Origin of the sequence: Autumnicola edwardsiae (genome assembly GCF_031846505.1) — a bacterium.
GTDB classification, from domain to species: domain Bacteria; phylum Bacteroidota; class Bacteroidia; order Flavobacteriales; family Flavobacteriaceae; genus Autumnicola; species Autumnicola edwardsiae.
On the sequence record NZ_JAVRHP010000039.1, the window covers coordinates 1 to 16,545 of the forward strand.

11 protein-coding genes are annotated in these 16,545 nt (G+C 39.0%); 8 read left to right on the forward strand and 3 right to left on the reverse strand.

Annotation, left to right across the window (positions count from 1 at the left end):
- Positions 1–32: 32 nt before the first annotated feature.
- Positions 33–191, forward strand: coding sequence for a hypothetical protein (locus RM529_RS09080; RefSeq protein ID WP_311484478.1), 159 nt, complete (start codon positions 33–35; stop codon positions 189–191).
- 1,036 nt (positions 192–1,227) lie between these two features.
- Positions 1,228–1,989, forward strand: coding sequence for a MutS-related protein (locus RM529_RS09085; RefSeq protein WP_311484479.1), 762 nt, complete (start codon positions 1,228–1,230; stop codon positions 1,987–1,989).
- A 126-nt stretch (positions 1,990–2,115) separates the two neighbouring features.
- Here the strand turns inward: RM529_RS09085 and RM529_RS09090 are convergent, their stop codons facing one another.
- The 3 genes from RM529_RS09090 to bshC all read right to left on the reverse strand — a co-directional run bounded on the left by RM529_RS09090 (position 2,116) and on the right by bshC (position 6,874).
- Positions 2,116–3,480: a pyridoxal phosphate-dependent decarboxylase family protein gene (locus RM529_RS09090; RefSeq protein ID WP_311484504.1), complete on the reverse strand. Its 1,365-nt coding sequence runs from the start codon at positions 3,478–3,480 to the stop codon at positions 2,116–2,118.
- Between the two features lie 201 nt (positions 3,481–3,681).
- Positions 3,682–5,187, reverse strand: a complete 1,506-nt coding sequence (locus tag RM529_RS09095) for a TrkH family potassium uptake protein (protein WP_311484480.1) — start codon at positions 5,185–5,187, stop codon at positions 3,682–3,684.
- 67 nt (positions 5,188–5,254) lie between these two features.
- Positions 5,255–6,874: a bacillithiol biosynthesis cysteine-adding enzyme BshC gene (gene bshC, locus RM529_RS09100; RefSeq protein WP_311484481.1), complete on the reverse strand. Its 1,620-nt coding sequence runs from the start codon at positions 6,872–6,874 to the stop codon at positions 5,255–5,257.
- Positions 6,875–7,062: 188 nt separating this feature from the next.
- On the opposite strand from bshC, the gene RM529_RS09105 reads away from it, so the two are divergent.
- The 6 genes from RM529_RS09105 to RM529_RS09130 all read left to right on the forward strand — a co-directional run bounded on the left by RM529_RS09105 (position 7,063) and on the right by RM529_RS09130 (position 16,539).
- Positions 7,063–9,540: a M14 family metallopeptidase gene (locus tag RM529_RS09105; RefSeq protein ID WP_311484482.1), complete on the forward strand. Its 2,478-nt coding sequence runs from the start codon at positions 7,063–7,065 to the stop codon at positions 9,538–9,540.
- 93 nt (positions 9,541–9,633) lie between these two features.
- Entirely contained in the window at positions 9,634–10,590 is a 957-nt protein-coding gene (locus RM529_RS09110) for a calcium/sodium antiporter (protein ID WP_311484483.1), read from the forward strand.
- 29 nt (positions 10,591–10,619) lie between these two features.
- Entirely contained in the window at positions 10,620–13,451 is a 2,832-nt protein-coding gene (locus RM529_RS09115; RefSeq protein ID WP_311484484.1) for a M16 family metallopeptidase, read from the forward strand.
- A gap of 270 nt (positions 13,452–13,721) precedes the next feature.
- On the forward strand, positions 13,722–14,408 hold the full coding sequence (locus RM529_RS09120; protein WP_311484485.1) for a TVP38/TMEM64 family protein: 687 nt from the start codon (positions 13,722–13,724) through the stop codon (positions 14,406–14,408).
- 70 nt (positions 14,409–14,478) lie between these two features.
- The gene (locus tag RM529_RS09125) at positions 14,479–15,153 is read left to right on the forward strand and encodes a TIGR02117 family protein (protein ID WP_311484486.1); all 675 of its coding nucleotides are present in this window, start codon (positions 14,479–14,481) and stop codon (positions 15,151–15,153) included.
- An 84-nt stretch (positions 15,154–15,237) separates the two neighbouring features.
- Positions 15,238–16,539: an erythromycin esterase family protein gene (locus RM529_RS09130; protein WP_311484487.1), complete on the forward strand. Its 1,302-nt coding sequence runs from the start codon at positions 15,238–15,240 to the stop codon at positions 16,537–16,539.
- The last annotated feature ends 6 nt before the right edge of the window (positions 16,540–16,545 follow it).

Consider the following 16,545-nt stretch of genomic DNA (forward strand, 5'->3'; position numbering starts at 1 on the left):
ACCTAAAAGGATCACCTAAATAAACAGAAACAATGAATAAAATCAGAATAATAGGATTAGGATTACTCGCACTAGGTATAACTGCCCACTTTTTGGTTGAAGCAAATTACTCATGGATTTCTGGTTTTGCTGTCGGCCTGGGAATTGCATTACTAATCACCGGAAAATTCAGAAAATACGGAGAAGGCTAGATAGACCGCTATCTGCTTCTTTAACACCACATCCAGAACAAGGATTGCAAGAAGTCAAGGTTGAAAATAGGTAATTTTCAACCTTGACTTCTTTCTAATAGCTATGTTGACACCTCTTTTCCACTGAAAATGTTATAACTTTAAACATATTCTCTTTTTTATGAATTGGATCCTGGGATTTATCCTAACCTTAATTGTAGTGTACCTTATCGATTTCAAATTAAAAAATCGAAAAGTAAAAATCAGGCGAAATAATTTAATCCAGAATTGGGGAAAGCCTAAAAAGGAGAAGTACTATAATTTCGATTTAATTAATCAGTTTTTCAGAAATCACATTATTTCCACAGATGTTTTCCAAACAATATCTTATAATACCTGGTCCGATTTAGATTTCGATGATATTTTTAAATTTCTGGATAGAACTACTTCCAGAATTGGTCAGCAATATCTTTATTATAAATTACGAACAATAACAGATATTCCTGGCTTAAATCGTTTTGCAGATCTCACTAAAATATTTACTTCAAACAAGGAATTAAGAATTAAAAGCCAGTTAGAACTTTCAAGTTTATCATCTGCCAAAGCTTACTATTTAGAAGAAATATTCCGGTCAAAAAAAATTAAAAAATCAAATAAAATATGGCTGTATCGTTCATTATCCACAGCTGCGATTTTATCTATAGTCTTAAGCTTTTTTAATCCAGCGTGGTTTATTCTATTAATACCAATTTTCTTTGTAAATCTTGTTTTTCATTATAAAAATAAGTCTTCAATTGAATATTATTTAAACGGCGTTGGGCAATTGGCAACGAGTTATAAAGTCGCTAATAATTTGAGCTCATCTGAAGAAATCAGATCCTTTTATAAGGATTTAAGTTTTTTAAAAAAAGTGAAATCCATATTATCAAGTACAAGATTTCTTGAGTGGGAGAGAAAAGTGGATAATGAATATGCACTTCTATTCTGGTTCATTTCAGAAATTATAAAAATTACATTCAATTTAGAGCCCATTCTTTTTTACAATTTTCAGAATTCTTTGGAAAATAAAAAAGAAGACATCAAAAGCCTCTTCTTATTTATTGGTGAAATTGACTCCGCAATATCTTGTGCTTCCATACTAAACAGCGAAAAAAATCTTTGTAATCCTACATTCGTAGATAAAAAAGAAGTTTTTTCAGAAGGTCTTTACCATCCACTTATTAAAGACTGCACCCGCAATAATTTAAATTTAGTAAACAAAAGTTTGCTTTTGACGGGATCAAACATGTCTGGTAAAACAACTTTTATAAGAACGTTTAGTGTAAATGCCATCCTGGGCCAGACAGTAAATATTTGTTTTGCTTCAAAATTTGAAATTCCGTTTTTTAAAATCTATTCGACTATTAGAATTTCAGACGATCTAATTAATAATACAAGCTACTATTTAGAAGAAGTTGTAAGAATAAAAGAGTTAATTGAAGTATCTAAAAAGGATGACTTTTGCTTATTTGTAATTGATGAACTTTTTAAAGGAACTAACACCGCTGAAAGACTTGCAGCAGGAAAATCTATATTATCCTACCTAAACAAAAAGAATCATATTGTAATGGTATCTACTCATGATCTGGAATTAACCGATTTACTAAAGAAGAAAAATTTTGAACTGTATCATTTTTCAGAAACCATAGAAAATGAGAAGTTACTTTTTGATTACAAAATTAAACCAGGAAAGCCAAAAAGCGGAAATGCGATTAAGATTTTAGATCTGTATGACTATCCCAAAGAGATTATAGACAATGCAAGAATTGGAATAGAATAAGTCTGCCAAAAATATACTACATAGTAAAAAACAGAGCAGCCCGAAAATTGGCAATTATCGACCTGCTCTGTTCTCACCTTCAGTAAAAATCTTTATTTTTTTATGAAAAGACGCTGAATCTTTAACCTATTCCATCGTATCCAAAATCTGGTCGATATCTTCTTCCGTAGTATCGGGATTGATAAAGCAGAAGCGGGCAACGGTCTCTTTCTTCCATTTTGTTGGTGTCACCAGTGCAAAACCGTTACGATGATTGCTGTACGTCCACTCTTTATATTCTTCCGGAGACCAGTTTTTTCTTCGGAATAAAACTACAGAAAGACTGGTTGGCCTCACCATTTCCAGGTTTTTCCGTTTTTCAATCTTCTTTGCCGCTATCTGCGCAAGCTCGATTCCTCGTTCTATTGCCTGCCTGTACTTGTCTGTGCCGTGCATCGCGAGGGAAAACCACAATGGCATTCCTCTCACCCTCCTGGTTAGCTGAATCTGATAATCTGCCGGATTAAATCCCTGCGCTCCTTCATCCTGAAAAATTTCCAGGTAAGAACCTTCCTGCGCATGTGCTTTTTTGGCCAAATCCAGATTTCTGTAAATCACCGCGCCACAATCATAAGGCGAAAACAGCCATTTATGAGGATCGATCGTAATACTGTCTGCCCACTCAATTCCATTGAATAAATGCCGCACAGATGTTGCCGCAAGAGCTCCTCCTCCATAAGCGCAATCTACATGAAACCAAACATCTTCCTTTTCGCAAACATCTGCAATCGTATCCAGCTCATCTATAATGCCGGCGTTTGTGGTACCGCCTGTAGCCACAACCGAAAAGAGGCGTTTTCTGTCTTTCTCTTCAAGTTCATCAATCGCATTTTGAAGTTCCCTGCCCGTGAGTTTTTCCTCTTCAATATCGATCATCACCACATCGGCATCTATTACCTTGGCCATTGCCTGGATAGAACTGTGTGCTCCATGGGAAGTAAGCATCAAAGCTTTAACTCCGACATTATCTGAATTCCGGGCCCGCCATTCTTCCCGGGCAGCGACCATTGCCGAAAGGTTTGCAGCAGTTCCGCCACTGGTAAATACACCAAAAGCACCATCGGGCAGGCCGGTAAGTGAAACCAGCCACTTCATCGCCTGGTTTTCACAAAAAATTCCGCCGGCACCTTCCATCCAGTAAGCGCCGTGAATGCTGGAAGCCGAAGTTACCAAATCGAACATAATTGCCGCCCTGGTAGGTGCTGCCGGGACAAAAGCCAAATGCCGCGGATGGTCTATGGGAACGGTGGCTTTAACCAGCACATCCCGAAAGAGCTTAAAAGCATTTTCACCTCCAATTCCTTCAGGGGTAATGGTTTTACCAACGAGCCTGAATAATTCCTCTTCTTTTTTAGGTGCTCCCATGCCGGGAGTAATATTAGAGATACGGTCTATGGTATATTTCATGACATCCAGCGTCATCTCCACCAAATCCATATCTATGGTATGCATTTTATTTTTTTCCAAATCTGTATTTTATATTTGTTTCAGTTTAAAAACATAGTAATTATTCTCGTCATTTTTAAATTTTTCCACTTCATTCGAAACAGAATTTTATTTCAAAGTGAAAAACGTACGTCCCGTTCTTGAAAATAACCGGAAGCGGCAAAATTCTAAAGCCTAATCTCTTGTCTATCCTCTTTGTTAATAGCGTTAGTTTTTATTAAAGTGCCCGGAAATAAAAAAGGAGTAAATAAGCACTATACACGAAAAAATCTCCAGTCTCCCTATCCACATTAAGCATATAAACACGATTTTTGAAAAACCGGTCATCTCATTTTCATTAACACCTGCGCTAAGGCCTACATTATTTAAAGCAGAACTTACATCAAAAAGTATCTGGTGCAACAAGTATTTATCTCCTTCTGAAAGGATAATAAGAAAAGATCCAACAATTAAGGACGTGGTCCAGAGCACAAAAAGATTAGCCGCACTTTTAATTTGTTTCCTTGCTACCTTATCTTTTATTTCCTTTCCATTTAAGTAGACCGAGCTCTTATTTTCTTCTTTTTTTCCAGAATCAGGTAAATTTTTCACAATCCCCTTAAAGACCCAAATAATCCTTCTGGTCTTTAATCCTCCTGTTGTAGAAGTAGCATTACCTCCAAAAGTCATGGCTACTACAAACAGGAAGAGGATTGACAAAGGCATATTTGCGGTTTCAACAGAATTAAAACCGCATGTACCCAAAGCCGAAGCAGTCTGAAAAACATTGTTCACCACATCTTCTGAAGGATTAAGGATATGTACCACTACCATTAAAACTATTATGATTGCTGAAAATACTTTGAATTCACTTAACCTTATTATTCTTCTGAAATCTCTTTTAATAAAAAAAAGATAATGGATCTGGAAACTTAGCGCTGCAATGATCATCACAATTATACCTACCCATTTTATCGAAGGATTATAAGAAATAAAGCTATCTGGCGTCATCGTGAATCCTCCGGTGGAAATTCCGGTTAATCCATGATTAATAGCTTCCCAACCCGGCATGCCCGCAGAATAAAAAGCAATTATAGCCACAATAGTAAGCGCCAGATAAATTTGCCATATTCTATGTATGGTCTCTTCCAGTTTTGAATCGCCAATAGTCCAGTTCATGGCTTCTGCCTGGTAAAGCGTATTCATTTCACTACTAAAATTGAAGAAACCCACTACCAGTAGGATGATTCCCATCCCTCCAAGCCATTCACTTAAGGATCGCAACCATTGCAGGCTGTGCGGAATGGTTTCGGGATGATCTAACATAGAAAGGCCGGTGCTTGTAAACCCGGACATAGATTCAAAAAAAGCGCTGGGAAAATCTGATAAGTTGGTAGCGTTTCCTACTAACCCCGTCTCCATAGATCCTATAAAATAAAAAGGAATACTCCCAAAAAGCGGAATTATAAACCAGGCAAGTGCTACCATTATAAGGGTAATGCGGGGTTGGCTTTTTCTGCTATTCTTGAAAACCCTGTACAATATCTGGCCTGCCGCGAGGCTTAGAAATGCCATTCCTAAAAACGAAGGAAGTGCAAAATACTCTTCAAAATATAATATAACAAGAAGGCTGGGAATAACTAAAAATGCAGGTACATGTAAAAGGAGCCCCAAATCCCTGAAGAAAGTTTTTCTTACTTCTGAAGAAATGATGAAATCCATTTTAACCTGCATGCCATTTTAAACTTTGGTGGTACTGTTATTTGAAAATTGGCTTTTTCAGACCCTGACTGTTTTAATCTTAGTCTTGTCTAAAAGTCAGAATTTTAAAGTTCTCTTCTAAAGGGTTTAAATATTCAACGAGAGCAGGGATAAGTTGTTCACCAAATTCAGCGTAAAATTCTGAAAAATTTGTTTGCCGCTCCTGTAAAGCGCCGTTGGGAAATAACGCATTCTGAAGATTAGCAATTCGGGTCACTTCATCCTTTAGTTTGCGTTTCTGAGCCTTCAGCAGTCGTTTTTCCAGGTTTTCCAGGCCTTTTAACTGTTTTACTTCCTGCGCTTTTACAGCTCCCAGAAAAGTTTTATCAGTTTTTTCAGCTAAATCATACATTTGCTGAAACTGCTGCACAAGCTGCTCTTTTTGCGGTGAAAAATCTATATCGATATTGGATATTTTTCGCACCTTCCTATTAATAAGCTCGTGCTGCTTCAGGAAAAGTTCTTTCTTTGAAATGTCTAATTTCTCACGTTTTTCCCGTTGCTTTTCAGTTTGTATTAAAGCTGAATTTCTCAAAAGCAACATCGGAAAAGGCACATTTTCGGCTTTAAAATAGTCCTTCAGCTCCAGCCAGTACGAAAGTTCCCCGCCACCACCAATATAGCAGAGGTTTGGCAAAATCACTTCTTCATACAAAGGGCGCATCACCACATTGGGACTAAAACGCTCCGGATTTTCATCCAGTTCTCTCAAAATTTCTTCGCGGCTCCATTTAATATTCTCCCTGTCATGAACAAAATAATTTCCTTCCCGTTCTATAATTCTTTCCCGAAAATCTTCAGTTAAATAAAACAGATTGATTTCCCGCGGACTAACCTGAACATTATATCCTAAATTACTAAGCTCTCCCAGGCCTTTTGAAGTAGATTTATGAGAAACCTGCTCCAAAAGTTCATTTTTTGCGTAAGGAATAAATTGTTTCTTCAATTCTTTCTCCTGGGCATCCAGGATTACGAGCCCGTAGTCTTTAAAAAGTTCATTTGCTAAATAACGGGTAGCTTCAGTTAAATTATCATGCTCCAAATAAGCTTTTTCGAATAAATTTTTCAGAAATGATGCATCTTTCCCAACTCCTATTTCTGCAGAAAAGAGATTGAATACTTCCTGAAGTCCTTCGGTATTTAAAAAACCAACAGCAGTTTTACCGGCTTTTTTATCGGCATTGTTCCATTTAAACTTTTTACCTTTCAGATTAAAGAAATTGATTTCCTCAAAATCATGGTCTTCAGTCGCCATCCAGTAAACAGGAACAAAGTTATATTCCGGATGCTTTTCCTTCAGGATTGTTGTAAGATTTATGGTAGAAACAATTTTATAGAGAAAGTACAGCGGACCCGAAAATAGATTCAGCTGATGCCCGGTTGTAACAGTAAAAGTATTGTCGTCTCCCAGGGATTTTATATTCTCTGCGGTGGCACCCGAAATTTCCACATTATCGTACTGCTTTTCCAGCACCTTCACCAAAACCTGCCGCTTTTCTGAAGAAAAAGAAGCTTTCTTCTCCTCAATCTGGTCCCGAAAATTGCCAATTTTGGGGTATCGGTTATAAAATTTCTGCACCTCTGGTTTCTGAGCCAGATAATCCAAAATTAAATTGGTAAAATAATTAGTTTCGGAATAGGAAATACATTCTGATGGCATGCGCTGGAATCAATTTTTTGTAAAGATAAGGTGTTTTGAACACTAATGTAAATTCTCCTCTTTTTAGGATATTATTAACAACAGAAACTTACTTTAATGTCTGAATTCTAATTTTAATGCTGAACAGATTCCGTCAATTTCATCACCTGCAGTATCTTTACCCAAAATTTAACCAGATCTTCTTTTAAATGAAGTACCTATTTTCACTATTCGTTTTTCTTTCCATAAATTTTCAGGTTTTAAACGCCCAGCAATCTCCCGAAGATTTTCTTGGCTATGAGCCCGGCGAGCAATTTTCCAGGCATGCCGATGTAATAAATTATTTCGAACATGTTGCTGAAAATTCGTCGCTTGTGCAGTACCATACCTACGGCGAAACCTACGAGCGTCGCGCATTGACCTATGCGATAATTTCTTCTGAAGAAAATCTAAATAACCTGGAAAGCATCAGAAAAAATCATTTGAAGAACGCAGGTCTTTTAAATGGACAAAATAATACGAATAATCAAAAAGCCATTGTCTGGCTAAGCTATAATGTGCACGGCAATGAGGCTTCCAGTACCGAAGCTGCAATGGTTACGCTGTATTCTTTAATTACTGAAAATACAGATTTGCTGGAAAATTCTGTAGTTATCATCGATCCTTCTGTAAACCCAGATGGCCGTGACCGTTATGTAAACTGGTACAACCAGGTAAAAGCCACACCTTTTAATACGGCGCAGGCAGCTACAGAACATCATGAACCCTGGCCCGGTGGGCGGCCAAATCATTATTTATTTGATCTTAACCGCGATTGGGCATGGGCAACGCAAAAGGAAACCAGGCAGCGGCTAAAAATTTATAACCAGTGGATGCCGCATATTCATGTAGATTTTCATGAGCAGGGAATAAATGATCCTTATTATTTCGCGCCTGCTGCCGAGCCTTTTCATGAGGTGATCACTCCTTTTCAGCGGGAATTTCAGACGAAAATTGGCAAAAACAATGCTGCATATTTTGATGAAGAAGGCTGGCTCTTTTTCACAAAAGAACGTTTCGATCTTCTCTATCCCAGTTACGGTGACACTTATCCCACATACCTTGGCGCGATTGGGATGACCTTTGAACAGGCAGGACATGGCCGGGCGGGATTGGGAATAGAAACAGACGAAGGAGAAATCCTGACACTAAAAGACCGAATTGCCCACCATTTTACTACCGGAATTTCTACCATTGAAGTGGCTTCTCAAAATATTCAGGAACTGAATAATGAGTTTAAAAAATTCTTCAGTAACAATAAAGATTTTGAATATCAAAGCTATGCCCTTAGCGGAAATACTGATAAAATCGCTGCAGTTAAACAACTTTTAGACCGGCACGAAATAAAATATGGCTATGCTGAAAATCAACGAATTAAAGGTTACAACTACAGCAGTTGGCAAAATGAAACTTTTAATGCTACAGAAGAAACTTTGGTGGTAAGCAGCAACCAACCAAAGGGAAAAATGGTAAAAGTCCTTTTTGAACCGGACACCAAACTTGTAGATTCCCTTACTTATGATATTACCGCCTGGAGCATTCCTTATGCCTACGGACTGGAAGCAATTGCAAGCCCGCGCAGTATTTCTACTGCTAATAATTCAACGGAACATAAAGTAGAAAATACTGCCTATCCATCTGGAGCAGGATATATTTCGAAATGGAACAGCATGCAGGATGCACGCTTTTTGGCTGCACTTTTGAAAGAAGATATCCGTGTAAGATTTTCAGAAGTTCCTTTTGAAAGTGAGGGACGGCAGTTTGACCGCGGAAGCCTAATTATCACTAAAAGCGACAACCTTACCACGGAAAACTTTGATGAAAAAGTGGTAGAAATTGCCAACACGTATAACCGGCAACTCCTTACAGCTAACAGCAGCTTTGCCGGCAGCGGCCCCGACTTTGGATCGCCAGATGTGAAACTGGTAAACCCAGAGCGAATCGCAGTTCTGAAAGGAGAAGATATTTCTTCTCTTAATTACGGCGAAATCTGGCACTTTTTTGAACAGGATTTAAATTATCCGGTTACCAGGATTGATACTGATTACTTTGAGCGGATTAATCTCTCCCAGTTTGATGTCTTAATAATGCCGGAAGGTTATTATAAAAATGTCTTTACTGAAGCTATTTTAAAAGATGTTACGGAATGGATTCGAGGTGGAGGGAAATTAATTGCTATTGGCGAAGCGGCAGGATATTTTAGTGGAAGAGATGATTTTCAGTTAAATGAAAATGAAGTAAAAAAACCGGAGGATTCTACAAAAACAGGAAATCTTGTTCCTTATAATCAGCGGGAAAGGGAAAGCATCAAAAACCTGATTACCGGAAGTATTGTGAAAACAAAGGTAGACAATACGCACCCCATGGCATTTGGATATGGTGACAGCTACTTCAGCTTAAAATTAAATAGTGACAGCTATAGTTTGCTTGAAGACGGCTACAATGTGGCATATATTCAGGATCCGGAAATCGTTTCTGGTTTTGCAGGAAGTGAAGCGAAGAAGAACCTGAAGAATTCTGTTGTTTTTGGAGAAGAAAGGCTGGGAAGCGGGAGTATTATTTATTTAGTGGATAATCCTCTTTTTAGATCTTTCTGGGAAAACGGAAAACTTTTCTTTGTGAATTCGCTCTTTTTTCTAAACAATTAAGTCGAGTAAAATTGCCGTTATATTCTGAAAGACGCTTCAAAATAAAAAAGCACAATTCATTTCTGAGTTATATATTTATCAAAAATTTCGGAAATGCTTATCAACCTGCTTCTTTTAACCTGTGGCTTTGCAGCCCTTATTTTTGGTGCGACAAAATTAGTAGATGCAGCATCCAGCGTTGCCGTTAAAATGGGTATTCCAAACATTGTTATTGGATTAACGATTGTGGCTTTTGGGACTTCTGCTCCGGAACTGGTGGTGAACCTTTTTGCTGCGGTTAGTGGTAGTACCGAAATGGTTTTGGGAAACGTACTGGGAAGTAATATTTTTAATATCCTGGGGATTTTGGGTATTGCCTCCATAATTTATCCTTTAACCGTTAAAACAAATACCACCTGGCTGGAAATTCCTTTAAGCCTTCTGGCGGCGGTTTGCGTCCTGGTAGTAGCTGCCGATGTTTTTCTTGATGGAGCTGCGCAAAATATTATTTCGAGATCTGAAGGGATTATTTTGCTTCTATTCTTTGCGATTTTCCTGGTGTACAACCTCACGGTAGCAAAAGCAGGCGGGGAAGAGGAAGAAATGGAAACGAAGGATTATTCCACAGGAAAAGCCATTGTTTTTATGGTGCTTGGCCTCGCCGGACTTATTATTGGCGGGCGGCTAATAGTAGACAGCGCAGTAGGCATTGCAGAAGTAATCGGACTTTCAGAAAGAATTATCGGTTTAACCGTGGTTTCCGTTGGAACTTCCCTTCCGGAGCTTGCGACCTCTGTTATTGCGTTACGAAAAAAGAACGTAGATATTGCCATAGGAAATGTAGTGGGATCTAATATTTTTAATATTTTCCTTATCCTTGGTGTTTCCACAACAGTCACCCCACTTCATCTTAATAATGGTGCGTTTTTTGATATTTTCGTCAATATTGCAGCAGGTTTGCTCCTTTTCATTTTTATTTTTACAGGAAGAGGAAGGAAACTGGAACGCTGGGAAGGAATTTTATTATTAGGATTATATATTGCATACGTAAGCTATCTCGTGGCAGGATAACATCTGCTGAAACTAAAGATTAATACCACATGAACGTTACAAATTTATTTTTTACTTTTTTTCTTCTCCTAATCTTCGGAACTATTTCTGTACAGGCGCAGGAGAATGCATCATCAAAATTTAATGTCGATTTTGAAACTTTTACCCTAAGAAACGGACTAAATGTTATTTTGCACATAGATGAATCTGATCCCGTAGTTGCCGTGGCATTAACCGCTCATGTAGGTTCTGCAAGGGAAAAAGAAGGCCGCACAGGATTTGCCCATCTCTTTGAACATTTGCTCTTCCTCGAATCTGAAAATCTTGGAAAAGGCGGACTCGATAAAATGAGTGCGCGTATTGGAGGAAGCGGGGCAAACGGTTCTACCAGCAGGGACAGGACGAATTATTTCCAGACCGTACCCAATGATGCCCTTGAAAAAATGATCTGGGCAGAAGCAGATAAACTCGGTTTTTTTATAAATACGGTAACTGAACCCGTACTCGCGAAGGAAAAAGAGGTTGTGAAAAATGAAAAGAGGCAACGTGTAGACAATGCTCCTTACGGCCACACCATGTATGTTATCGACAAAAATCTATATCCTGAAAGTCATCCTTATAACTGGCAGGTAATTGGTTCTCTGGAAGACCTTCAGAATGCGACTTTGCAGGACGTAAAAGATTTCTACAACAAATGGTATGTTCCCAATAATGTAACGCTGACTATTGCCGGTGATTTTAACAAAGCACAAGCTAAAGAATGGGTTCACAAATATTTTGATGAAATTCCGCGTGGGGACGAGATGCACAGGCAGGAAAAACAACCTGTGAAGTTAGCTGAAACAAAGAAATTATATTACGAAGATAATTTCGCTAATTTGCCGGAACTTACGATTGCATGGCCGTCGGTCTATTCTTACCACGAAGATTCTTATGCTTTAGAATTGCTCGCCAGTTATCTTTCTGACGGAAAAAATGCGCCGCTTTATCAAAACCTTGTAGACGAAAAACAACATACGGGACGAGTGGATATGTTCAATTACACTTCAGAACTGGCCGGGCAGCTTATGCTCCAGGTAAGAGCTTATGACGGCAAGGACTTAGATGCTGTTAAGGCTGCGATTGAAGGAACCTTCAGGAATTTTGAAGAGGAAGGTATTCCGCAGAAAGATCTGAAAAGAATAAAAGCAGGACAGGAAAGTAATTTCTATAACAGTATTTCAAGCGTTTTGGGAAAAGGCTTTCAGCTGGCCCAGTATGAAATTTTTGCAAACGATCCTAATTACATCAATAAGGAAGTTGAAAACATCCTGGCGGTAACTGCGGAAGATGTGATGCGGGTTTACGAGAAATATATTAAGAACAAACCTTATGTCGCGACCAGTTTTGTTCCGAAGGGACAGGCAGAACTTGCCTTAGAAGGTTCTGAAGAAGCTGAAGTTGTAGAAGAACAAATTGTTGAAGGAGCTGAAAAAGACATCGATTTGGATGAAGATGTGGTGTACGAGAAAACACCAACTTCTTTCGACAGAAGTACCGAACCTCCCTACAGCGCAAAACCTGAATTGATTGAGCCGGAAGTTTGGGAAGCCAATTTACCTTCCGGATTAAATGTCTCCGGAATTAAAAATACAGAAGTCCCCCTTGTAAAATTTGCTTTGGAAATGAGAGGTGGCCTTATGTTGGAAAGTCCAGACAAAGTTGGTGTGTCCAATCTTCTGGCGGAATTAATGACCAAGGGTACAAAAAATAAAACCCCGCAGGAACTTGAAAAAGCCATAGAACTGCTGGGTTCTAATATTAATGTGACCGCGGAAGATGAGAAAATTACGTTAAGCGGAAGTACGCTGGCTAAAAATTATCAGGAAACGATGGAGCTTGTTAAAGAGATCCTCCTGGAGCCACGCTGGGATGAGGAGGAATTTCAACTGGCAAAACAGGAGGTTTTGAGCAGGATTCAGCAGATGGAAGCCAATCCAAATAGTATTGCCAGCAATGAATTTAGAAAACTGGTTTACGGGTCAGAAAACATCCTCTCCCATAATAATCTCGGCACAAAAGCTTCCGTAGAAAGTATTACTATTCAAGATCTAAAAAACTACTATAATTCTTACCTCTCCCCTTTAAGCTCTGGCTTTATGGCAGTGGGCGCCCTGGAAAAAGAGGAGGTAATAACTTCACTTAAAGGCATTGGAGCAAACTGGCCGGTCAAGAATTTCCGTTTTCCCGACTTGCCAGAACCTCAGAGACCGGAGAAAGCAAAAGTATATTTTTACGACGTTCCCGGTGCAAAACAGTCGGTTTTTAGATTTGGGACTCCTGCCCTGGCTGCAGCAGATGAGCATTATTATCCTGCAGAAGTGATGAATTACCGGCTTGGCGGCGGAAGTTTTGCCTCTCAGCTCACCCAGGAACTAAGGGAAGGAAAAGGCTACACTTATGGAATCCGTTCCGGATTTTACGGGGACCGAAGTACCGGGCCATTTATGATTTCTACAGGTGTACGTACCAATATTACCAGTGAAGCTGCTTTACTAATAAAAGAAATACTGGAGAAATATCCTGAAAATTTTGACCCTAATGACCTTGAAGTCACCAAAGGTTATATGATAAAAAGCAACGCCAGGAAATTTGAAACTCTCGATTCCAAATTGGAAATGCTAAGCGATATCCAAAACTATCAATTGGACAAAAACTATGTTAAGCAACGGGAAGAACTGGTGGAAGAAATGACCGTACAGGACATTAAAAATTTAGCTGAAAAATATATTGATCCCGATAAAATGTATTACCTCATCGTTGGCGATGCTGAAACACAACTTGAAAAACTTGAAACTCTTGGCTATGGAGAGCCGGTTTTGATAAATCCATCTGCAGAGTAATTTTTTAATTAAGAATGCTGCATTGTCGCTGTAAGTTTAAAAATCATAATTCCCGCTTAGCAATGGCAAGACGTACCTGGTGAGTACCAACTAAAAAACTCAGGTACGAAAATTGACAATTTTGAACCCTCACTTTTTTGAGGCTATAGCAATTGCATATCGTCCCGAGTTAAGATTACTGGATCCTGCAGGCATATTTTTATTTATGGAAGCGTCGTACATCATTAGTTTCATTACTTTTAGGAGTACATTCAGAAGCTTCTTAAAAATTTGAACAATTTCTCAAAATATTCCTCTTTTACCCTTTCGGCTTTTATAATTCTTTGCCTGGTTGCCGGCTATTTCGTATTTCCGGCTTTTCAGGAGTTTATAGATGAGACGGTTAAGGTGATTTTAAGGGGTAATAAGGAAGAAACCCATGCCTATTTCAAAGAATTTGGCGCCTGGGGGCCAATAGCCATTATTCTGTTCATCATTCTGCAAATGTTCCTTATCATCTTTCCTTCCTGGCTGCCGGTAATCATTTCGGTCATGGCATACGGCCTCTGGCTGGGAATACTTATCTCGCTTACCGGGGTAATGCTCGCCTCTGCCATAGGATATTTTATTGGTATTAAATTACAAAAGCCTTTACAAGGCGTTATTGGTGAGGATAAACTGAAAAAAATGGATTTTTGGATTTCCCATTATGCATTTGGATCTGTAATCCTCTTCAGGATTTCGCCATTTCTCTCCAATGATTCCATCAGTTTTATTGCAGGAATGCTTCAGATGAATTTCAAAAAATTCATGCTCGCTACTTTCTGCGGGATGTTCCCTCTATCTATAGCCATAGGATATTTTTCTGAAGATATTTCAACTTTGGAAAATGGAATGTACTGGATTGGTGGCGCCGGAATTGTCGCTTACGGAATTTACATTTTTATAGATTACAGGAAACGCCGGAAAAAATCATAATGATAAACAGCAACAGCTTTTAATTGTTCTGAAAAGATCAGATTTCTACTCTAAAAAATATTTCTTTCCTATGAAGAAATTTCTACATTACCTGCGGAATGGTATTTTGCTCTTTTTACTACCATTTTTTATTTACCTGTTACTGGCAATAATTGGGAGTACGATTCCGGTAAATAAAAACGAGACAAATAAGGAAAAGAAAATTCCGGTGTTCCTTATAACCAACGGCGCACATACAGATCTGGCGGTTCCTATCCAGTCCAGCGTTATTGACTGGAATAAAATAATAGAAAAAGAACATTTTAATACTTCTCCCCGCGATTACCAGTACATTGGTTTTGGATGGGGCGATCTGGAGTTTTACAGGACCACACCTCAATGGGAGGACCTCACATTAAAAACTGCTTTTAATTCCCTTTTTCTTGAAACCCCGGCAGCATTGCACCTGGAATTACATGAGGTGATATTAGAAGATGAAAACACCATTGCCTTGTCGATTAGCAAAGAACAATATGCTGTCCTGGTCGAATATTTCCTCCATAGTTTTCAGGTAGATAAAGACGGAAGTGTTCAGCCGGTGCCAGGCCTTCATTACAACTCCCGTGACGCCTTTTACCATGCCAAAGGATCACTAAATACTTTTAAAACCTGCAACACCTGGATAAATAACGGGCTGAAAAAAGCCGGAATGAAAGCCTGTCTCTGGACTCCTTTTACCCAGGGCATCTTCTATCAATATCCTTAGCTTTTATGCTTTTTTTATAATACTTCATTCCGGTAGTCCCTTCTAATTTGCTTAACTTCAGTATACAACCAAAAATGACGTGCGATGATTTCTGTGAAGACCGATAATTCCGATTTAAAAAAGTATTACCACAACCTCCAAAATTCCGAAGATTTGGATCCTCTTCTGGAGAGGATTGGGGATTCCAAATATGTGCTGCTGGGCGAGGCCAGTCATGGTACCCACGAATATTATACCTGGCGGGCGCAGATCTCCAAGAGACTTATAGAAGAAAAAGGTTTCTCTTTTATTGCTGTTGAAGGCGACTGGCCAGATTGTTATAAAATAAATAAATGGATAAAAAATTATCCTGATTCCGGAGAAAAAATTCAGGATGTATTGAAGGAGTTTAACCGCTGGCCTACCTGGATGTGGGCAAATTGGGAAATTGCCGCTTTTGCAAACTGGTTAAAAAATTATAACAGCAAACTAACAGATAGTAAAAAGATTGGCTTCTACGGCCTGGACGTTTACAGTCTTTGGGATTCTATGGAAATACTTGTGGATTACCTCGAAAAAGAAGATCCTGAAACTGCAAAAATTGCCAAAAATGCTTTTCGATGTTTTGAACCATATAAAGAGCGTGATTCATACGCATCTGTATTTAAATCGGCCAAAGAGGGCTGTAAAGCTGAAGTAATACAGCTTTTAAAAGAAGTGCGGTATAATGCCCACAGTTATGATACAGAGGAAGAGGCCGACTTAAATGCGGAAATTAATGCCTTGGTGATGGCCAATGCCGAAAAATATTATGAAGCCATGGCAGGTTTTGGCGACGATTCCTGGAATGTTCGTGATCGCCACATGGTGGAAACACTAAATACTTTAATGGATTATCATGATGCCGATGCCAAGGTAATCGTTTGGGAACACAATACCCACGTGGGGGACGCACGCGCTACCGGGATGGCCGCCAGCGGACTCCTTAACGTAGGGCAGCTTGTGCGGGAACAGCATAAAGATGAAGGCGTTGTGCTGGTAGGTTTTGGCTCTTATTCGGGTTCTGTAATGGCCGGAAGTAGCTGGGGAGCGCCCATGCAGAAGATGAAAGTTCCGAAAGGGATTGAAGGTAGCCTTGAACGACAACTCCACAAAACTGATCCTACCGATAAATTGATAATTTTTGATGAACATCCCGAATTAAAAGAAGCTTTTGCAGAAAGAATTGGCCATCGTGCCATTGGCGTGGTGTACGACCCGGGCTGGGAAAGAGGTAATTATGTTCCCTCCCGGATGTCTGATCGTTATGACGCTTTCCTGTTTATTGACAAGACAGAAGCTTTACATCCATTAAAAATTAAACCAAAGGGGGAACTCACCCCAGAAACTTATCCTTTCGGAATATAAAAACAA